At 61.3% G+C, this 20,090-nt stretch carries 14 protein-coding genes and 1 pseudogene; 6 read left to right on the top strand and 9 right to left on the bottom strand.

All coding sequences use genetic code 11. The annotated features are described in order from the left end of the window. Positions 1-4 precede the first annotated feature (4 nt). On the bottom strand, positions 5-958 hold the full coding sequence (locus GF111_RS04010; protein WP_038880736.1) for a VirK/YbjX family protein: 954 nt from the start codon (positions 956-958) through the stop codon (positions 5-7). Positions 959-1,152: 194 nt separating this feature from the next. Between GF111_RS04010 and macA the strand changes: the two genes are divergently transcribed. Then, a complete protein-coding gene (gene macA / locus GF111_RS04005; RefSeq protein ID WP_147190076.1) occupies positions 1,153-2,268 on the top strand; it encodes a macrolide transporter subunit MacA in 1,116 nt (371 codons plus the stop codon). Continuing rightward, complete coding sequence (gene macB, locus GF111_RS04000; RefSeq protein ID WP_047727959.1) at positions 2,268-4,214, top strand: macrolide ABC transporter ATP-binding protein/permease MacB; 1,947 nt, start codon at positions 2,268-2,270, stop codon at positions 4,212-4,214. The genes macA and macB overlap by 1 nt, the downstream gene beginning before the upstream one ends. Before the next feature lie 86 nt (positions 4,215-4,300). Here macB and cspD read toward each other — a convergent pair whose 3' ends face one another. Then, complete coding sequence (gene cspD / locus GF111_RS03995; protein ID WP_004928349.1) at positions 4,301-4,522, bottom strand: cold shock-like protein CspD; 222 nt, start codon at positions 4,520-4,522, stop codon at positions 4,301-4,303. A gap of 356 nt (positions 4,523-4,878) precedes the next feature. On the opposite strand from cspD, the gene clpS reads away from it, so the two are divergent. Both clpS and clpA read left to right on the top strand, forming a co-directional pair. After that, positions 4,879-5,199, top strand: a complete 321-nt coding sequence (gene clpS, locus GF111_RS03990; RefSeq protein ID WP_004928347.1) for an ATP-dependent Clp protease adapter ClpS — start codon at positions 4,879-4,881, stop codon at positions 5,197-5,199. Positions 5,200-5,226: 27 nt separating this feature from the next. Beyond that, on the top strand, positions 5,227-7,506 hold the full coding sequence (gene clpA / locus GF111_RS03985) for an ATP-dependent Clp protease ATP-binding subunit ClpA (RefSeq protein ID WP_048233243.1): 2,280 nt from the start codon (positions 5,227-5,229) through the stop codon (positions 7,504-7,506). 205 nt (positions 7,507-7,711) lie between these two features. On the opposite strand, the gene infA is transcribed toward clpA, so the two are convergent. The 7 genes and pseudogenes from infA to trxB all read right to left on the bottom strand — a co-directional run bounded on the left by infA (position 7,712) and on the right by trxB (position 15,092). After that, positions 7,712-7,930 (bottom strand): translation initiation factor IF-1, encoded by a 219-nt coding sequence (gene infA / locus GF111_RS03980; protein ID WP_002211347.1) that lies wholly within the window; start codon positions 7,928-7,930, stop codon positions 7,712-7,714. Between the two features lie 105 nt (positions 7,931-8,035). Continuing rightward, the gene (gene aat, locus GF111_RS03975; RefSeq protein WP_047727955.1) at positions 8,036-8,761 is read right to left on the bottom strand and encodes a leucyl/phenylalanyl-tRNA--protein transferase; all 726 of its coding nucleotides are present in this window, start codon (positions 8,759-8,761) and stop codon (positions 8,036-8,038) included. Positions 8,762-8,790: 29 nt separating this feature from the next. Continuing rightward, positions 8,791-10,530 (bottom strand): cysteine/glutathione ABC transporter ATP-binding protein/permease CydC, encoded by a 1,740-nt coding sequence (gene cydC / locus GF111_RS03970; protein ID WP_147190074.1) that lies wholly within the window; start codon positions 10,528-10,530, stop codon positions 8,791-8,793. 2 nt (positions 10,531-10,532) lie between these two features. Next, positions 10,533-12,299: a cysteine/glutathione ABC transporter permease/ATP-binding protein CydD gene (gene cydD / locus GF111_RS03965; RefSeq protein ID WP_055311997.1), complete on the bottom strand. Its 1,767-nt coding sequence runs from the start codon at positions 12,297-12,299 to the stop codon at positions 10,533-10,535. A 175-nt stretch (positions 12,300-12,474) separates the two neighbouring features. Continuing rightward, positions 12,475-13,092: a glutathione transferase GstA gene (gstA, locus tag GF111_RS03960; RefSeq protein ID WP_055311998.1), complete on the bottom strand. Its 618-nt coding sequence runs from the start codon at positions 13,090-13,092 to the stop codon at positions 12,475-12,477. Positions 13,093-13,185: 93 nt separating this feature from the next. After that, positions 13,186-14,045: pseudogene (locus tag GF111_RS03955) on the bottom strand (LysR family transcriptional regulator). A 75-nt stretch (positions 14,046-14,120) separates the two neighbouring features. Next, the gene (gene trxB, locus GF111_RS03950) at positions 14,121-15,092 is read right to left on the bottom strand and encodes a thioredoxin-disulfide reductase (protein WP_047727946.1); all 972 of its coding nucleotides are present in this window, start codon (positions 15,090-15,092) and stop codon (positions 14,121-14,123) included. 654 nt (positions 15,093-15,746) lie between these two features. Here trxB and lrp point away from each other — a divergent pair. Next, positions 15,747-16,241: a leucine-responsive transcriptional regulator Lrp gene (gene lrp / locus GF111_RS03945; RefSeq protein WP_004928318.1), complete on the top strand. Its 495-nt coding sequence runs from the start codon at positions 15,747-15,749 to the stop codon at positions 16,239-16,241. A gap of 120 nt (positions 16,242-16,361) precedes the next feature. After that, a complete protein-coding gene (locus GF111_RS03940; protein ID WP_147190072.1) occupies positions 16,362-20,000 on the top strand; it encodes a DNA translocase FtsK 4TM domain-containing protein in 3,639 nt (1,212 codons plus the stop codon). Positions 20,001-20,090 lie beyond the last annotated feature (90 nt).

Genomic DNA, 20,090 nt, shown 5'->3' with positions numbered 1-20,090 from the left:
GGCGTTATCGGGCGCAGAAATGCGCCGCCAATCCCTGTTCCAGCTCGTCCAGCAGCTGATAGCGGCGGCGATACTCGGCGCGCTTCTTGCTGGCAATCTCTTCGATCGGCTTGCGAGCGATGCGTTCGGGCAGCAGGAAATAGCCGCTGTCGAGCGGTTTGGCGCCCATCGACAGCCAGAACTGATCGTAATCGGCGTGCAGTTTGTCCTTCTTCTTACTCTGGTAACGCCAGTTTTGATAGATATGGGTGGCGTTGCCGACCGCCACGATCTGGCGGATGCCGAGGTGCCGCGCCAGCGTGCAGATGCCTTCCAGCACCAGCCGTTTGGGGAACAGGCCGTGACATTCTTTGGTGGTGTGCTGGATCTCGGCGTGCGGCACCTCATGGTTTGCGCCCTGCAGGCCGCCGATGAACAGCGTCGGCTGCTGCTGATAATGCATCAGCGCAAAGGTGATCTCCGCCAGCATCACGCCGTTGGCGTTGCGCAGCAGCAGCGTGGCTTCCCCTTCTTTATTCAGCTTGTCGATCGCTGCCAGTTCCAGCGCGATCGGCGCTTCGTTTTTGCCCATCGCTCTGGCCAGCACGAAAGACTGCGGGCCGAGGTGGCCGAGGCGCATCTTCAGCGGCATGCGCTGCGCGATGAGATCGTAATGATCGCGCAGGGCGAACAGGCATTCGATCTTGCTCATGTTGGCCGCCAGATACGGGCGATGCAGTTTGCACGGCAGGTTCGGCTGTGCGCTCAGGATCTCCTCCAGCAGCGGGTTGCTGGCCAGGGTGCTGAGCAGGCCGCTGGTAGTACGCCAGTTGAGCAGCGAACGGCCGAGAAACTTCAGGCGAAACGAGGTTTTTTTCCAGGCGTTGCTCGGGGCCTTTTCGCCATTGATCAGCGCCGTCATCAGTTGCCAGCCGTTAAGGGGCTGGGCGGAGGCGAGTGGGTAGCTGAGCTGTGACATGATGAAATCCTTGGCTGTATTGAATGGCGCTATTTCATCAAGGCTTCACTAAACGGGAGTTCAATGCTGAACTGTAACCAGGCGTGTCTCCACATTGTGTTGAGCTAAGGTTTAGTTATTCCCTACGGTGCGTGCTAATTTAGCTCCGCCGCCGCAAAGGGCGGTTGATATTCACAAGCACAGGCAGGTCAATTTTGACAGGGTTTAAAGGACATAAACGCCGCTGGATACTCGTTCTGGCGGTCATTGCTGCGCTTGCCGCGGCGGCCGTTTGGCACTTTCGCCATCCGGCGCCAACCGATTTCAAAACGGTAAAGGCCACCCAGCGCGATCTGCAGCAGAACGTGTTGGCGACCGGCCAGCTGGACGCGGTGCGCAAGGTTGACGTCGGTGCGCAGGTCAGCGGGCAGCTGAAAAAGCTGTATGTCGAGATCGGCGACAAGGTGAAGAAAGGCCAGTTGCTGGGGGTTATCGATCCGCAACAGGCGCAGAACAGCATCCGCGAAGGCGAGGCGACGCTGCGTGAGCTGCATGCGCAACTGTTGCAGGTGCAGGCCGAACAGCAGCTGGCGGCGGTCACGCTGCAGCGCAACCAGGCGCTGGCCAAACTGCAGGCAGTGTCGCGCCAGGATCTGGATCAGGCGGCGACGCAGCTGGCGGTGAAGAAGGCGCAGGTGGGCACCATCAATGCGCAGATCGCGCGGAACCAGGCCAGCCTGGATACCGCCAAGATCAACCTGGCCTATACCCGCATCGAGGCGCCGATGGATGGCGACGTGGTGCAGATCACCACGCTGCAGGGCCAGACGGTGATCGCGGCGCAGCAGGCACCGAACATTCTGACGCTGGCGGATCTCGGCACCATGCTGGTGAAGGCGCAGGTATCGGAGGCCGACGTCATTAACCTCAAGCCGGGTCAGAAGGCCTGGTTCACGGTGCTGGGCGATCCGACCCGGCGCTTCGACGGCGTGCTGAAAGACATTCAGCCGACGCCGGAAAAGGTCAATAACGCCATCTTCTATTACGCGCGTTTCGAAGTGCCCAACCCGAAAAGGTTGCTGCGCTTGCAAATGACGGCGCAGGTGCATATTCAGCTGGCCGGCGTCGAGCAGGCGCTGGTGATCCCGCTGGCGGCGCTGGGCGATCAGATCGCCGACAATCGCTACCACGTCTCGGTGCTGAAACAGGGCAAGGAAGAGAAGCGCGAGGTGGCTATCGGCCTGCGCAACAATATCGACGTGCAGATCCTCAGCGGCCTCGAGGCGGGCGATGAGGTGATCGTCAGCCGCGGCGGCGTGGAGGCCGGCTGATGGCGGCGCTGTTGCAGCTGAGCGGCATCCGCCGCAGTTACCGTTCCGGCGAGCAGACGGTGGAGGTGCTGAAGGGGATCAGCCTGAGCATCGAAGCCGGTGAAATGGTGGCGATCATGGGGGCTTCCGGCTCCGGCAAATCGACGCTGATGAACATTCTCGGCTGTCTGGACAAGCCGAGCGCCGGCGTGTATCGGGTGGCCGGGCAGGATGTGGCGACGCTGAGCGACGATGCGCTGGCGCAGCTGCGGCGCGAGCATTTCGGCTTTATCTTTCAGCGCTATCATCTGCTGCCGCACCTGAGCGCGGCGCACAACGTCGAAGTGCCGGCGGTGTACGCGGGGCTGGGCAAAGCGGCGCGGCGCGAACGGGCGGTGGCGCTGTTGCGGCGTCTGGGGCTGGGGGAGCGCGTCAACTACCGGCCGAGCCAGCTTTCCGGCGGCCAGCAGCAGCGCGTCAGCATCGCCCGCGCCCTGATGAACGGCGGGCAGGTGATCCTGGCGGATGAACCGACCGGTGCGCTCGACAGCCACTCCGGCGAAGAGGTGATGGCGATCCTCAAACAGCTGTGCGCCCAGGGCCATACCGTGATCCTGGTGACTCACGATCCGGCGGTAGCGCGCCAGGCGGAGCGGATCATCGAGATCCGCGACGGCGAGATTATCGCCGATTCGCGTCCGGCACCGCAGGAGAATGCGCAGGCCAAGCCGTTGGCGCTGGCCGCCGCGGCGGCTTCCTGGCGGCAGGTGGGCGGCCGTTTCCGCGAGGCGCTGGTGATGGCCTGGCGTGCGATGGCGGCCAACAAGATGCGCACCGCGCTGACCATGCTTGGCATCATTATCGGCATCGCCTCGGTGGTGTCGATCCTGGTGATCGGCGACGCCGCCAAGCAGATGGTGCTGGCGGACATCAAATCCATCGGCACCAACACCGTCGATATCTATCCCGGCAAGGACTTCGGCGATGACGATCCGACCTACCGGCAATCGTTGAAATACGGCGATCTCGATGCGCTGCGTGAACAGCCTTACATCAGTGCGCTGTCGCCGAGCATCAGCAGCAGCATGCGGCTGCGCTTGGGCAACGTCGACGCGGCGGCCAACGTCAACGGCGTCAGCGAGCAGTTCTTCCGCGTGTACGGCATGAGCTTTACCCAGGGCGTCGGCATCGATCCGCTGCAGGTGCAGTCGCAGGCGCAGACGGTAGTGATCGACGCCAATACCCAGCGGCGGCTGTTCCCGCACCAGAAGAACGTGGTGGGCGAGGTGATCCTGGTAGGCAACATGCCGGCGACGGTGGTCGGCGTGGCCAAGGAGAAGCAGTCGATGTTCGGCAGCAGCAAGACGCTGAACGTGTGGGTGCCTTACAGCACCATGGCCAACCGGCTGATGGGCAACAATTATTTTGACTCGATCACCGTGCGCATCCGCGACGGCTACGACAGCAAGGAAGCGGAACAGCAGCTGTCGCGCCTGTTGACGCTGCGTCACGGCAAGAAGGACTTCTTCACCTATAACATGGACAGCCTGGTGCAAACCGCCGAGAAAACCACCCGCACGCTGCAGCTGTTCCTGACGCTGGTGGCGGTGATTTCGCTGGTGGTCGGCGGTATTGGCGTGATGAACATCATGCTGGTATCGGTGACCGAACGCACGCGCGAGATCGGCATCCGCATGGCGGTGGGTGCCCGTTCCGGCGACGTGTTGCAGCAGTTCCTGATCGAGGCGGTGTTGGTCTGCCTGGTGGGGGGCGCGCTGGGGATTACGTTGTCGTTCGCCATCGGCCTGGCGGTGCAGCTGGTATTGCCGGGCTGGCAGATCAGCTTCCCGCCGGCGGCGTTGCTGAGCGCGTTCCTTTGTTCCACCGGCATCGGCGTGGTGTTCGGCTACCTGCCGGCGCGCAATGCCGCGCGGCTGAATCCGATCGATGCGCTGGCGCGCGAGTAAGTAAAAGGCATAAAAAATGCCAGTCACACGGCGGCTGGCATTTTTATCGCAGTACGGTCAATGCAGCGCGACGCTGCCGGAAGCGTTTAGGACAGCGCCTCGCTTTCCACCGGCACAATAAGGCTGGCATGGTTCCCTTTTGGCCCTTGATGCACGTCGAAGCTGACCTGCTGGCCCGCCTTCAACGTTCTGTAACCATCCATCTTGATGGTGGAATAATGCGCGAAAATATCTTCGCCACCGCCGGCTGGGCAGATGAAGCCAAAACCTTTGGCGTTGTTAAACCATTTAACAGTACCCGTCTCCATGCTTTTACATCCCTCGCAACGCTATTTTAAGTGAGATGAATAACTGATTTCGCACCCGCCGTGGGCAGGTAGCAGCGTGGACAAAGGGTGGTTAAAAGACCACCAGCCACGAATTTACACTCTAGAGCAAATGATCGGGCCGTCAAGGGATCGGCTTTTGTCGGCGGGGAGCAGTTCACCAAAGTTTGAAGCAGGTAACGCTATTGCCACGATTCAGTCACAATTGGCCCGTTTTTTTGCGCACGTTACAGTGCGGCGGGACGAAGCCGAAGATGATAAAATAGTAACTATCCCCCACTTTGAATAACCGAAACCTGCCCCCATATAAGAGGGCAGAGCAGAGAAGATGAGCAGCGATGGGCAATAACAACGACTGGCTAAACTTTGAACACTTGGCCGAAGAAAAACAAATCGATGCGGTAAAACCGCCGTCTATGTATAAAGTTATACTTAACAACGACGATTACACACCGATGGAATTTGTGATTGACGTTCTGCAAAAGTTCTTTTCTTATGATATTGAACGCGCAACGCAACTGATGCTCACGGTCCACTATCAAGGCAAGGCGATCTGTGGTGTTTTTACCGCCGAGGTGGCGGAAACCAAAGTCGTTCATGTGAACCGGTACGCAAGGGAGAACGAGCATCCGTTGCTTTGTACGCTGGAAAAAGCCTGAATAAGGCAATCTATTGGGGAGGTGCCTATGCTCAATCAAGAACTGGAACTCAGTCTCAACATGGCTTTCGCCAGGGCGCGTGAGCACAGACACGAGTTTATGACCGTGGAGCACCTGTTGCTGGCGTTGCTGAGCAACCCTGCCGCGCGAGAAGCGCTTGAGGCATGTACGGTGGATCTGGCCGCGTTGCGCCAGGAGCTGGAAGCCTTCATCGAACAAACCACACCGACGCTGCCCGCCGGCGAAGAAGAGCGCGACACTCAGCCGACGCTCAGCTTCCAGCGCGTGCTGCAGCGCGCGGTCTTCCATGTGCAATCTTCCGGCCGCAGCGAAGTGTCCGGCGCCAACGTGTTGGTGGCCATCTTCAGCGAGCAGGAGTCGCAGGCGGCCTATCTGCTGCGCAAACACGACGTCAGCCGTCTCGACGTGGTGAACTTCATTTCACATGGCACGCGTAAAGACGAGCCGGGCCAAGCGCCGAATGCGGAAAACCCGGTGAACGAAGAGCAGTCCGGAGGGGAAGACCGTATGGAAAACTTCACCACCAACCTCAATCAGTTGGCCCGTGTGGGCGGCATCGATCCGTTGATCGGCCGCGATCGTGAGCTGGAGCGCGCGATTCAGGTGCTGTGCCGCCGTCGTAAAAACAACCCGCTGCTGGTCGGCGAATCCGGCGTCGGCAAGACCGCCATCGCCGAAGGGCTGGCCTGGCGTATCGTGCAGGGCGACGTGCCGGAAGTGATGGCGGACTGCACGCTGTATTCGCTGGATATCGGTTCACTGCTGGCCGGCACCAAATACCGCGGCGACTTTGAGAAGCGTTTCAAAGCGCTGCTCAAGCAGCTGGAACAGGATCAGAACAGCATTTTGTTCATCGATGAAATTCACACCATCATCGGCGCCGGCGCGGCTTCCGGTGGGCAGGTGGATGCCGCCAACCTGATCAAACCGCTGCTGTCGAGCGGCAAGATCCGGGTGATCGGCTCGACCACCTACCAGGAGTTCAGCAACATCTTCGAAAAGGATCGCGCCCTGGCGCGCCGTTTCCAGAAGATCGACATCACCGAGCCGACGGCGGAAGAGACCGTTCAGATCATCAACGGCCTGAAGGCCAAGTATGAAGCGCACCACGACGTGCGTTATACCGCCAAGGCGATCCGCGCCGCGGTGGAGCTGTCGGTGAAATACATCAACGATCGTCATCTGCCGGACAAGGCGATCGACGTGATCGACGAGGCGGGCGCCCGCAGCCGGTTGATGCCGGCCAGCAAGCGCAAGAAAACCGTCAACGTGGCCGATATCGAATCCGTGGTGGCGCGCATCGCTCGCATCCCGGAGAAAACCGTGTCGGCCAGCGATCGCGACGTGCTGAGAAACCTGGGCGATCGCCTGAAGATGCTGGTGTTCGGCCAGGATCAGGCGATCGAAGCGTTGACCGAGGCGATCAAAATGAGCCGCGCCGGTCTGGGCCACGAGCGCAAGCCGGTCGGTTCCTTCCTGTTCGCCGGGCCGACCGGGGTCGGGAAAACCGAGGTCACCGTACAGTTGGCCAAGGCGATGGATATCGAGCTGCTGCGTTTCGACATGTCCGAGTACATGGAGCGGCATACCGTCAGCCGTCTGATCGGCGCGCCTCCGGGCTATGTTGGTTACGATCAGGGCGGGTTGCTGACCGATGCGGTGATCAAGCATCCGCATGCGGTGGTGCTGCTCGATGAGATCGAGAAGGCGCATCCGGACGTGTTCAACCTGCTGCTGCAGGTGATGGACAACGGGACGCTGACCGATAACAACGGCCGCAAGGCGGACTTCCGCAACGTGATCCTGGTGATGACCACCAACGCCGGGGTGCGGGAAACCGAACGCAAGTCGATCGGCCTGGTGCAGCAGGACAACAGCACCGACGCGATGGAAGAGATCAAGAAGGTGTTTACGCCGGAGTTCCGAAACCGTCTGGACAACATCATCTGGTTCAACCATCTGTCTACCGAGGTGATCCAGCAGGTGGTCGACAAGTTCATCGTCGAACTGCAGGCGCAGCTGGATGCGAAGGGCGTCTCGCTGGAAGTGAGCGATGATGCGCGCGACTGGCTGTCGGTGAAGGGCTACGACCGTGCGATGGGCGCTCGTCCGATGGCGCGCGTCATGCAGGAGAACCTGAAAAAACCGTTGGCCAACGAACTGCTGTTCGGCTCGCTGGTGGACGGCGGTTCCGTGAAGGTCGAGCTGGACAAAGACAAGAAACAGCTGACCTACCACTTCCTCAGCGCCGCCAAGCGCAAGGCGGACGAGGGCGCGGTGCACTAAGGCCGCCTTCAGGCAAAGAAAAAGCGATGCTTCGGCATCGCTTTTTTTATGGGTGAGATTCACCGTACAACAGAAACGAGTGAGCCCTCTCAGTTTACCTGCGCACCTGCAACCCGTTGTATAACGTCGCTGCGGGGGTAAACGGAAAGGGCTCCCGAGGGATTACATCCTCGATGCCGCCAGCGTGTGGCGCGCGGTGAGCCGATTAACGGCTACGGAAGACAATGCGGCCTTTGCTCAGGTCGTACGGGGTCAGCTCTACAGTGACTTTGTCGCCCGTCAGGATGCGGATATAGTTTTTACGCATTTTACCGGAGATGTGTGCGGTTACCACGTGCCCGTTTTCCAATTCAACGCGGAACATGGTGTTCGGCAGCGTATCAAGAACGGTGCCCTGCATTTCAATATTGTCTTCTTTGGCCATCGAATCCTCTAGGTCTAACTACCTTAGTTTTTAACCGGCAAGATAATGCCGAAAAACCCCCATTATGTAAAGATGTGTCGGTGAACATTGCACCGTTTCCACCAATTAGTTTACTGGAGAGGGCGGTTCAGCCGGCTGTGGGGATATAACTTGCGGCTCCCAGCACGCCGGCGCCAAAGGCCGCCGTTGAAGGGTGCTGAGCTGCTGCAAAAATTGACGGCGCGGAATTTCACGCGCGCCAAGGCGGGCAGTGTGAGCGTTCAGCACCTGGCAGTCAATCAATTCCCCGCCATAAGCAGCAAAATGGCGGCAAAAGGCCATCAATGCGCATTTTGAGGCGTTGGTGACGCGGCTGAACATCGATTCGCCGCAGAACAACGCGCCCTGCGCCACGCCGTACATGCCGCCGACCAGTTGATCATCCTGCCACACCTCCACCGAGTGCGCATAGCCGAGGCGGTGCAGATGCTGATAGGCGCGCTGTACCTCCGGGCCGATCCAGGTGCCTTCATCCGGCCGGTGGGCGCAGGCGGCGATCACCGCGGCGAAGTCGTGATTGAGCGTGATGCGAAACGGATCGTGGCGCAAAAAGCGTTTCAGGCTGCGGTTGAGGTGAAACTCGGCCGGGAACAGCACCGCACGCGGATCGGGCGACCACCACAGAATCGCTTCCCCCGGCGAGTACCAGGGGAAGATGCCGCGCTCGTAGGCCGCCAGCAGCCGCGGCGCCGTCAGGTCGCCGCCGATAGCCAGCAAGCCGTTAGGGTCGCGCAGGGCGCCCTCAGGCGAGGGAAACGCCAGCGACTGGGGGGAAAGCTTAACGATGCGCATACAGGCTCTCTGCGTCCTCTACGGGCCGATTACGGCGCCAGGTTGCTGATACGGTTGCGAAAGCGGGCATAGCGGCCCTGCCGGCGCATCAGGGTGGCGTGATCGCCCTGTTCGACAATCCGGCCGTCGTCCATCACGCAAATGCGGTCGAGATGCTCCAGGCCGTACAGACGGTGCGTCACCAGGATCAGCGTTTTGCCCTGACAATGCCGGCGCAGCAGCGCCAGGATCTGCTGCTCGGTTTCGGCGTCCAGCCCTTCGGTCGGTTCGTCGAGCAGCAGCAGCGGGGCTGGGTGCAGCAGCGCGCGGGCGATGCCCAGACGGCGCTGTTCGCCGCCGGACAGCTGCCGGCCGCCTTCGCCCAGCCAGGCGTTCAGCCCGCTGTCGCTGTCCAGCAATTTGCCGAGCCCCACCTGCTGCAGCACCTCGCTCAGGCGAGCGTCGTCGGCGTCCGGCGCGGCCAGCCGCAGGTTTTCCCGCAGCGTATCGCTGAAGATATGCACCCGCTGGCTGACGACCGTGGTCATCCGACGCAGCGTGGTTTCATCATAATCCTCCAGCGGTTCGCCGTTGAGCAGAATGTTGCCGCCGTCGGTGCGCCAGGCGCGGGTCAGCAGCTGCAGCAGGGTGGACTTGCCGCAGCCGGTGCGGCCGAGCAAGGCGATGTGTTCGCCGGCCGCGACCTCGAGCGTGACGTCGCGCAGCACCGGCTGCGGCTGGTCGGGGTAGGTGAAACTCAGCTGCCGCAGGCTAAGCTGAGCGCGATCGGCGGCGGCCGGGCCGGTGGCCGGGAAGGTGACCTCCGGCTGACGATCGATGATCTGTTTGACCCGCGTGGCGGAGGCGATCACCTGACCGAGATGCTGGAAGGCACCGGCGACCGGCATCAGCGCTTCGAACGACGCCAGCGCGGCGAAGACAAACAGTGCGATCAGCGCACCGGGTTGGGTATCGCCGCCGATGCCGGCGGCGGTCAGCCACAGCAACAGCGTCACCGTCAGCCCGCTGGCGAGGATCATCAACGCCTGCGCCTTGCCGCTCAGCGAGGCCTGCTGCCACTGGCGGCGTTGCCACCGCTGTTCGGTGGCGTTCAGCGTCTGGCGGAAGTCGTTGACGGCACCGAACACCACCAGCTCGGCCTGCCCCTGCAGCCAGGCGGTCAGGTCGGTACGGTATTGGCCGCGCAGGGCGGTAAGCAGGCCGCCGATCGGCTTGCCGGCGCGATAGAACACCGGCGGCACCAGCAGCAGCAACAGTAACAGAATGCCGCCCAGCGTCAGGGCGAGCGCAGGATCGAGCCAGCTCAGGCCGTAGGTGACCACCAGGATCACCACCGCCGCGCTGATCAGCGGCGAGATCACCCGCAGATAAAGATGATCCAGCGTGTCCACGTCCGCCACCAGGCGGTTGAGCAGGTCGGCTTGGCGGAAGCGGGCGACGCCGCCCGGCGTCAGCGGCAGGATCTTGCTGAAGGTGAACACCCGCAGATGCGACAGCACGCGGAAGGTGGCGTCGTGGCTGACGACTCGCTCTGCATAGCGCCCGGCGGTGCGGAAGATTGCCGCGCCGCGCACGCCGGCGGCCGGCAGCATGTAGTTGAAGGTCAACAGGCCCGCCAATCCGGCCAGCGACGAGGCGGCCAGGAACCAGCCGGAGAGTGCCAGCAGGCCGATGCTGGCCAGCAGAGTGACGATCGCCAAAAGGATGCCGAGGCTAATCAGCAGGCTATGGCGGCGATACAACGCCAAAAACGGCAGCAAAACGCGCATGATTAAAGCTCCCCGCGGCGATGGGCGATCAGAGTGGCAAACAGGCCCGGTTGGGCGCTGAGGGTGGCGTAATCACCCTGTTGCACGATGCGCCCGTTATCCATCACCCAAATCTGATCGTAGTCTTCGGTATCTTCCAGCTGGTGCGTTACCAGCAGGGTGGTTTGCTGATGCGAAGCGGCATTCAACGCCTGCATCACCCGTTGTTCGCTGTGGGCGTCGAGGCTGGCGGCCGGTTCATCCAGCAGCAGCAGGCTGCGCGGGCCGATCAGCGCCCGGGCGACCGCCACGCGCTGCGCCTGGCCGACCGACAGGCGAGCGGCGTTGTCGCCCACTTCGGTGTCGAGCCCCTGCGGCAGATAAGGGAGCAGTTCGCTGACGTAGGCGAGTTCCACCGCCTGCTGCAGCTGCGCTTCGTCGGCCTGCGGGCAGCCCAGCAGAATATTGGCGCGCAGGGTTTGCGCCGGCAGGTGCGGGTTCTGGCCGACCCAGCTCAGCTGCTGACGCCAGGTTTCGGCGGACAGTTCACGCAGCTCAATGCCGTTGACGGTCAACGACCCGCGATAGGGCAGGAAGCCGAGCAGCAGATTCAGCAGCGAGCTTTTACCGGCGCCGCTCAGCCCGACCAGCGCCACGCGCTGCTGCGGTTGCAGGGTGAAGCTCAGCGGCCCGGCCAGCAGTACGCCGTTCGGCGACAGGATTTCCAACGCGCTGGCCTGCAGCGTCAGCGGTTGATCGGTGGGCAGTTGCCGCGTGCCGCTGCCCATCTGCTCGCCTTCGGCGCTGAGGAAGGTTTCCAGCGCTTCCGCCGCGCCGATCGCCTGCGCTTTGGCATGGTAGAAGGTGCCGAGATCGCGCAGCGGTTGGAAAAACTCCGGCGCCAGAATCAACACCAGAAAACCGGAAAACAGCGTCACGCCGAGGCCGTAGCTGCCGAAGTTGAGTTCGCCGAGGTAGGAAAAGCCGAAGTACACCGCCACCACGGCGATGGAGATCGAGGCGAAGAACTCCAGCACGCCGGAAGAGAGGAAGGCCAGGCGCAGCACTTCCATGGTGCGGCTGCGGAAGTCTTCGGAGGATTTGGCGATCTGCGCGGTTTCGGCCTGCGCGCGGTCGAACAGCCGCAGGGTGTCCAGGCCGCGCAGGCGGTCGAGGAAGTTGCCGCTTAATCGCGCCAGCGCCACGAAGTTACGGCGGTTGGCGTCGGCGGCTCCCATGCCGACCAGCGCCATAAACAGCGGGATCAGCGGCGCGGTCGCCAGCAGAATGATGCCTGCGGCCCAATTGATCGGGAAGACGGCGATCAAAATCAGCAGCGGGATGAAAACCGCCAGATACATCTGCGGCAGATAGCGCGAGTAATAGTCCTGCATATCCTCGATCTGCTCGACGATGATGCTGGCCCAGCTGCCCGCCGGTTTGCCCTGGATCCAGGCCGGGCCGAGCTGCTGCAGCTTATCCAGCACCTGTTGGCGCATGCGCTGGCGGATCACCTGCCCACACAGGAAACCGATCCGTTCCCGCAGCCAGCTTAACAGCGCCCGCAGCGCGAACGCAGCGGCCAGCCAGATAAACGAAGGGATCAGCTGTTCGCGTGGGGTATGCTCGATGATCAGGGCGTGCAGCAGGCTGGCCAGCAGCCACGCCTGCGCCACGATCAGCAGGCCGCTGAACAGCCCCAACAGCATGGAAAGGCGCAGCCAACGCTGCGCTAACGAACTCTGGGTTTTAAGCCAACGGGTTAACTGTTGCTGTCTGGTTTTTTTCATCAGATATGCGTCTGCGTCGCCGGCGCCCGTTTGTTACGGGCTGGGTTAACGTACTGTTAAATAATAGTGTTTGGCGCAATCGGCGACAAACAAGCGAGGTCCCATGTTACCTCGTCACCCGGCAGACTGAAAATAATAAAGCGGCCAAATGTGGCTATAACAGACGCGTTACCGACTATTTGACTTCCTCACTCGCGGCCTCGGCTTCCAGAGCGGCGCACACCGACGCTCGCCCTGCGATCCGCGCCACATAATGCTGGAGCGGCGGCCACTCGCTCAACGAAATCTCGAAGCGCGCCATCCAGCGCAACACGGTAAACAGATAAGCGTCTGCGACGCTGAAATGCGTTCCCAGCAGATAAGTTTGCGGTGCCAAAGCTTGCGCGATATAACCCAATCGCCGCCTCAACTTGTCGCGCAACAACGTCTTGGCGCCGTCGGGCAAGGCATCATTGAATAAAGGGGCGGCGCCGGCATGGATCTCGCTGGTGATGAAATTAAGCCATTCCTGCAGCCGTACTCGCTCAAAGGCCGTCGGTGGCGGCGCCAGCCGGCACTCTGGGCGCAGGTCGGCGAGGTATTGAACGATGGCTGGGCCTTCGGTGATCACATTGCCATCGTCCAGTTGCAGGGCGGCGACGTAGCCTTTGGGGTTGATGCGATAGAAATCCTCACCGTCGGCGCAGCGCTTGCTGCGATTGTTCACCCTGATCAGGGTGAAAGGGAGCGCTAATTCGCGCAGGACGATATGTGGGGCAAGCGAGCAGGCATCGGGAGCAAAATACAGCTTCATGCTATTTCCTTGTGGGTCAATGAGAACGCTTGCCACAGCATGCCGACACGGGCAGCGGCGGGAAAATGGAAATTTCAGAAAGCCGCTATTAGCTCAGCGACTGGTCAGGGTTTGCTCCCGTTCTCGCAGGTAACTCAGCAGGGTTTGGACGGGGGGCTGGGCCGCCGCATCGGATGAGCACGCGAGGCCGAAACGGCGATAAATCGGCGCAACGAGCGGCAGAGCGTAAACCCCGAGCGCGTCGGGCGGGATCACGGAGGCGGGCATCAGCGCAACGCCGTTTGCCAATCGCTGACGGTGGCGCGGATATCGGCCAGCGCCAAACCTGACTGCTGCGCCAATCGTTGCGCATTCACATCACACCCGCCGGTCGCCAGGATAAAAGGCAGCCGGAACAGGGCATCCAGCGCCACCGGCCGCCGCGCTCGCGCCAGCGGGTGCGCGCTGGGCACGACCGCCAGCCAGGCATCCTCTCCCAAAGGGAAGCACAGCCGCTCCGGCGCCGGATTGAGCACCACGCCGATGTCTGCCGTTGCCGATGTTAACCAGCTCTCCACTTCGTGATCGGTGCCCTCGAGCGTAATCAGCTCAATGTCGGGGTACAGACGGCGAAATTTGCGCAGCAGCGGCGGCAACAGCTTGCTGAATGCCGACGGGAAACTGGCCAGGCGTATTTTGCCCGCGTGCGCGTTACCGGCTTGTTGCGCACACTGCTGAATGGCTCGCAGTGCTTCCAACATCGTGCGGGCATGGGTGACGATCTGTAGGCCGCTTTGGGTCAAGACGACATTGTGCGGTTGGCGAACCAAAAGCCGGGTGCTCAGCATTGTCTCCAGTTGAGCGATGGCCTGGCTGGCGGCAGACTGCGTCATACCGCAGAGCGCGGCAGCCTGAGTGATGGTGCCGCTGTCGGCGACGGCAACCAGCAGGCGCCAGTGAAGAAGATTATGCATCGGCGTGCATCCTCTTGAAGAGCTAAGACAAAAAAAGCGGCTCGAGAGCCGCTTTTTGCTGGTGGCGAGAAAGTCTTAGCAGACTTCTGCGCCGGCGATGCCGTCCAGGTAACGCTCTGCGTCCAGCGCCGCCATACAGCCGGTGCCGGCGGAGGTGATCGCCTGGCGGTAAATGTGATCCATCACGTCGCCTGCGGCGAAGACGCCGGGGATGGTGGTTTGGGTCGCATTGCCGTGAATGCCGGACTGTACCTTGATGTAGCCGTTTTCCAGCTCCAGCTGGCCGCCGAAGATGCCGGTGTTCGGGCTGTGGCCGATGGCGATGAACACGCCGGCCAGTTCCAGTTCACGGGTTTCATTTTCCGCTTTGGTGCTGCGGATACGCACGCCGGTCACGCCCATTTCATCGCCCAGCACTTCGTCCAGCGTATGGTCGGTGTGCAGCACGATGTTGCCGCTTTTCACTTTTTCCATCAGCCGGTCGATCAGGATCTTCTCCGAACGGAAGCTGTCGCGGCGGTGGATCAGGTGAACCTCGGCGGCGATATTGGACAGGTACAGCGCTTCTTCAACGGCGGTGTTGCCGCCGCCGACCACGGCGACTTTCTGGTTGCGGTAGAAGAAACCGTCGCAGGTCGCACAGGCGGAAACGCCTTTGCCCTTGAACGCGTCTTCGGAAGGCAGGCCAAGGTAGCGGGCGGAGGCGCCGGTTGCGATGATCAGCGCGTCGCAGCTGTATTCACCGCTGTCGCCGAACAGGCGGAACGGACGCTGCTGCAGATCGACGCTGTTGATGTGATCGAAGACGATTTCAGTCTGGAACTTCTCCGCGTGCTCGCGCATGCGCTCCATCAGCGCCGGGCCGGTCAGGCCTTCGGCGTCGCCCGGCCAGTTTTCCACTTCGGTGGTGGTGGTCAGCTGGCCGCCTTGTTCCATACCGGTGATCAGCACCGGGCTCAGGTTGGCGCGCGCCGCGTAAACGGCGGCGGTGTAACCGGCCGGGCCGGAGCCCAGAATCAGTAATTTGCTATGTTTAGCCGTGCCCATGAATAACCTCTTTATTCCACAATGGCGGACAATGGAACCGATTGTAGGGAAAATGGCGCAGTAAAAAAAGCGCCGGGCGACGTTGTTAACGATTTGTATGATAGTTGTCGCCTATTAATGCACCCGCTGTCGGCAAATCGTACGCTGAACGCAGAAATTTACCTTATCAAAGCCGCATTCGGCTGCCGAATCGCCAACCGCGCAAAAACGGCGCATTCTGCGACTTCAGCCGCTCCCTGCCGGGGTTTATCTGCCAGCGATTCATAACCAAAAATGGGATGCAGACTTTTCGTGACGGTACGTTGTTCTGATTTTGCTTCTTTTACTTTGACAATCCGCTGCGCATTTGCGAAAACATCATAGGAAGAAGAAATTATCCCCGTAACACCAGCAAATCGTACGTATTTGCGCCGCGAGTCGGCAATGCGCGGTGGATGTGCGGAGCAGGGCGCGCAAGCGTTTGCTGATTTTTTCTCGACCTAAACGTCGTTACCGGCGTCGCGCGGGGTTGGACAGACAGGCTGCGCGGCGTGGAATGATGGTAGTGAAGAAGCACATGACAGGCATCGGGTCTTCGCTTGGAACGAACCCTTACACATTGACGTTGGCTAGGGTGTGGCAAGTGCACGGAAGAAAATAAGAGAGACAATAATAATGGCAGACAACAAGAAACGCCCGGGTAAAGATCTTGACCGTATCGACCGCAACATCCTGAATGAGCTGCAGAAGGATGGGCGTATTTCGAACGTCGAGCTTTCGAAGCGCGTGGGGTTATCCCCGACACCATGTTTAGAACGCGTGCGCCGTCTCGAGCGCCAGGGTTTCATTCATGGCTATACCGCATTGCTTAACCCGCATTATCTGGATGCGTCCCTGCTGGTTTTCGTGGAGATCACGCTGAACCGCGGCGCGCCGGATGTGTTTGAGCAATTCAACTCGGCAGTGCAGAAGCTTGAAGAAATTCAGGAGTGTCATCTGGTTTCCGGTGATTTCGACTACCTGTTGAAAACCCGCGTACCGGACATGTCGGCTTACCGCAAACTGTTGGGTGAAACCTTGCTGCGTCTGCCGGGGGTCAACGACACCCGTACCTACGTAGTGATGGAAGAAGTGAAACAGAGTAACCGTCTGGTTATCAAAACACGGTAAGGTGCAGGTGCAAAACCTGATTAAATTGGTTACACTCCTGTTTATTCATACAGTTTCGGCGCCGGGGAAGCTTCTCGGCGCTGTTGCTATGTCAGCTAACAGGAACCTGGAGAGCCTTTCTTGAGCCAGGAATATACAGAAGATAAAGAAGTTACCCTGAAAAGACTCAGCAGTGGCCGGCGTTTGCTGGAAGCTGTGCTTATCGTGGTAGCGATTTTTGCCGTTTACCTCATGGCTGCGCTGGTCAGCTTCAACCCGTCTGACCCAAGCTGGTCGCAGACCGCGTGGCATGAGCCGATTCACAATCTGGGCGGCGGTGTCGGGGCCTGGTTGGCCGATACGCTGTTCTTCACCTTCGGGGTGCTCGCTTACGCGATACCGCCGATCATGTTGGTCCTGTGCTGGGCGGTGTATCGCCAACGCGGCAACAGAGACTACATCGACTATTTTGCGCTTTCCCTGCGCCTGATCGGCACCCTGGCGTTAGTGCTCACCTCCTGTGGGTTGGCGGCGCTGAACGTTGACGATCTCTATTACTTCGCTTCCGGCGGCGTGATCGGCAGCCTGCTGAGCAACGCCATGTTGCCGTGGTTCAACGGCATTGGCGCCACGCTGGCGCTGCTGTGCGTGTGGGCGGCGGGGCTGACGCTGTTTACCGGCTGGTCCTGGCTGGTGATCGCCGAGAAGATCGGCGGTGCTGTGCTGGGCGTCGCGACGGTGATGACCAACCGCTCACGCCGCGAAGAGCGCTATTTCGAGGATGACGAGCGTTACGTTGACGACGAGCCTGAGCAGGCAGGGAAGGGCGCCGCAGCCGCGGTTACCGCGACCGCAGCCGGAGCCGCGGCCGCCGATGACGACGTGCTGTTCTCCGCGCCTTCTGTCACCGAAAGCGCCAAAGAGGCGGCGGAAGACGCCGCCGATCCGTTGCTCAGCGGCCTGCGAGCCGACGATGGTGAGGTTGAAGCCGACGCCGCGCCAATCGCGCCGGTGGCTTCGCCTGCACCGGCGGTGACGGCAGAGATCCACGAGCCCGTTGCCGCACCGATCGCCACACAGGCGCCGTCGGTCACGGCCGCGCCGGCCTCGGTCAATCAGCACCCGGTGAGCGCCCCGGCGCAAGACGCCACGCCGCCGCTGTATTCCTTCGAAATCCCGGAAGAAACGCCTGCGCCTAAGGCGACGCGTCCCGTCGATCCTTATCGGGACGACGATGAGCCGCGCCTGGGCAATTGGCAAGATCCGGCCCCGCAGTCGGCAGCGCGTTCTCCCTTTGATTTTACCGCCGCGCAGCGCGACAGTGCCGACGTCAGCGGAGCGGGGGGGTTCAGCGCCACCGGCGCCAAGCCACAGCTGGATACGGCAGCCGCTGCCGCTGCGGGCGCCGCAGCGGCGACCTTCATGCCGGCTTTCACGGCCACCAGCGACGGCAATCCGCAGGTTAAGCAGGGCATCGGCCCTGAGCTGCCGCGGCCGAATCCGGTACGTATTCCGACCCGCCGAGAGCTGGCTTCTTACGGCATCAAGCTGCCTTCGCAGCGTGCGGCCGAGCAGGAACAGCGCCAGGCCGAGGTGGAGCCTCAGCAGCCGACGGCGGTGAGCCCGCAGGAAGAAGAGGCGCTGCAGGAAGCTGCGCTGCGTCAGGCGTTTGCCGAGCAGCAAAGCCAACGCTACGGCGAAAGCTACGCGCCGGAGCAAGATGACGAGAGCGCCCTGCAGGAAGCCGAGCTGAGCAAGGCGTTTGCCGAACAGCAGAGCCAACGTTACGGCGAAGGTTATCAACAGAACGACGAAGAGGCGCTGCAAGAGGCCGCGCTGCGCCAGGCATTCGCCGAGCAGCAGCAGGCGCGCTACGGCCAGCAAGAACCGGCCCCGCAGGCGCCGGCTGCCAGCCCGGTCGATACCCGCAATGCTTTCAGCTTCTCGCCGATGGCGGATTTAGTGGACGATGGCCCGAGCGAGCCGATGTTCACGCTGTCCCCGCAGCTTGAAGAGCGCATTGAACAGCAAAGCGAGCAAGAGGACGACGTGCCGTTCGGCCAGTTTGAGCCTGCAGCGCCGGTTGCCCAACCTCAGCAACCGCACTCGCAGTCTCAGCAGTACCAACAGCCGCAGCAACAGCAGTATCAACAGCCGTCGCAGTCGCAATATCAGCAGCCCCAGCAACCGGTGCAGCAGGCGCCTCAGCAAACTCAGGCCGAGCAACATCCGGCGATGGACAGCTTGATTCACCCGTTCCTGATGCGCAACGATCAGCCGCTGCAGAAGCCGACCACGCCGCTGCCGACGCTGGATCTGCTGACCGAAGCGCCGAAAGAGGTGGAGCCGGTCGACTCCTTCGCGCTGGAACAGAAGGCGCGCCTGGTGGAGGCCAGCCTGGCCGATTACCGCGTGAAAGCCGACGTGGTGGACATCCTACCGGGGCCGGTCATCACCCGCTTCGAGCTGGATCTGGCGCCGGGCGTTAAAGCGGCGCGCATTTCCAACCTGTCGCGCGATCTGGCGCGCTCGCTGTCGACTTCTGCGGTGCGCGTGGTGGAAGTGATCCCCGGCAAGCCTTACGTCGGTCTGGAATTGCCGAACGCCAAGCGGCAAACGGTGTACCTGCGCGAAGTGCTGGATTGCCCGGCCTTCCGCGACAACCCATCGCCGCTGTCCATCGTATTGGGTAAGGATATCTCCGGCGAGCCGGTGGTGGCCGATCTGGGCAAAATGCCGCACTTGCTGGTCGCCGGTACCACCGGTTCCGGTAAGTCGGTCGGGGTCAACGCCATGATCCTGAGCATCCTGTATAAAGCCACGCCGAAAGAAGTGCGCTTTATCATGATCGACCCGAAAATGCTGGAGCTGTCGGTTTACGAAGGCATTCCGCACCTGTTGACCGATGTGGTCACCGACATGAAAGACGCCGCCAATGCGCTGCGTTGGTGCGTGGGTGAAATGGAACGCCGCTACAAGCTGATGTCTGCCCTGGGCGTGCGTAACCTGGCCGGCTACAACGAGCGCGTCGATCAGGCCGAAGCGATGGGGCGCCCGATCCCGGATCCGTTCTGGAAGCCGACCGACAGCATGGACATCACGCCGCCGGTATTGGAGAAAGAGCCGTACATCGTAGTGATGGTCGACGAATTCGCCGATCTGATCATGACGGTTGGCAAGAAGGTCGAAGAGTTGATCGCTCGCCTGGCGCAGAAAGCGCGTGCGGCGGGTATCCACCTGGTGCTGGCGACCCAGCGTCCGTCGGTGGATGTGATCACGGGTCTTATCAAGGCCAACATCCCGACGCGTATCGCCTTTACCGTGTCGAGCAAAATCGACTCCCGCACCATCCTCGATCAGGGGGGGGCCGAGTCCTTGCTGGGTATGGGTGACATGCTCTATCTGGCGCCGAACTCCTCGATTCCGGTGCGCGTACATGGCGCATTCGTGCGCGATCAGGAAGTGCACGCGGTGGTCAAGGATTGGAAAGCGCGCGAGCGGCCCCAATATAAAGAGGGTATTCTCAGCGGCGGCGAAGACGGCGAGGGCGGTGCCGGCGGCGGTATGGACGGTGACGAAGAGCTGGATCCGTTGTTTGACCAGGCGGTGGATTTCGTGGTGGATAAACGCCGCGCCTCCATCTCCGGCGTGCAGCGCCAGTTCCGTATCGGTTATAACCGCGCGGCGCGCATCATCGAACAGATGGAAGCGCAGGGCATCGTCAGCGAGCAGGGGCACAACGGCAACCGCGAGGTGCTGGCGCCGCCTCGGCACGATTGATGGTCGTTTAGCCATTGCAATTCAATCAGAAAGGGCCGCTTAAGCGGCCCTTGTGCAAAGAAGCGTAAACCCGTTTCTTCTCGGAACATT

This window comes from Serratia sp. HRI (genome assembly GCF_010119335.3).
In the GTDB taxonomy this organism is placed as follows: domain Bacteria; phylum Pseudomonadota; class Gammaproteobacteria; order Enterobacterales; family Enterobacteriaceae; genus Serratia; species Serratia nevei.
This window is presented reverse-complemented; position numbering and strand designations above follow the sequence as displayed.

Coding starts and splice junctions, on each gene's coding strand:
- GF111_RS04010 (WP_038880736.1), bottom strand. CDS start 958: ATGTCACAGCTCAGCTACCCACTCGCCTCCGCCCAGCCCCTTAACGGC.
- macB (WP_047727959.1), top strand. CDS start 2,268: ATGGCGGCGCTGTTGCAGCTGAGCGGCATCCGCCGCAGTTACCGTTCC.
- cspD (WP_004928349.1), bottom strand. CDS start 4,522: ATGGAGACGGGTACTGTTAAATGGTTTAACAACGCCAAAGGTTTTGGC.
- clpS (WP_004928347.1), top strand. CDS start 4,879: ATGGGCAATAACAACGACTGGCTAAACTTTGAACACTTGGCCGAAGAA.
- clpA (WP_048233243.1), top strand. CDS start 5,227: ATGCTCAATCAAGAACTGGAACTCAGTCTCAACATGGCTTTCGCCAGG.
- infA (WP_002211347.1), bottom strand. CDS start 7,930: ATGGCCAAAGAAGACAATATTGAAATGCAGGGCACCGTTCTTGATACG.
- aat (WP_047727955.1), bottom strand. CDS start 8,761: ATGCGCATCGTTAAGCTTTCCCCCCAGTCGCTGGCGTTTCCCTCGCCT.
- cydC (WP_147190074.1), bottom strand. CDS start 10,530: ATGCGCGTTTTGCTGCCGTTTTTGGCGTTGTATCGCCGCCATAGCCTG.
- cydD (WP_055311997.1), bottom strand. CDS start 12,299: ATGAAAAAAACCAGACAGCAACAGTTAACCCGTTGGCTTAAAACCCAG.
- gstA (WP_055311998.1), bottom strand. CDS start 13,092: ATGAAGCTGTATTTTGCTCCCGATGCCTGCTCGCTTGCCCCACATATC.
- trxB (WP_047727946.1), bottom strand. CDS start 15,092: ATGGGCACGGCTAAACATAGCAAATTACTGATTCTGGGCTCCGGCCCG.
- lrp (WP_004928318.1), top strand. CDS start 15,747: ATGGCAGACAACAAGAAACGCCCGGGTAAAGATCTTGACCGTATCGAC.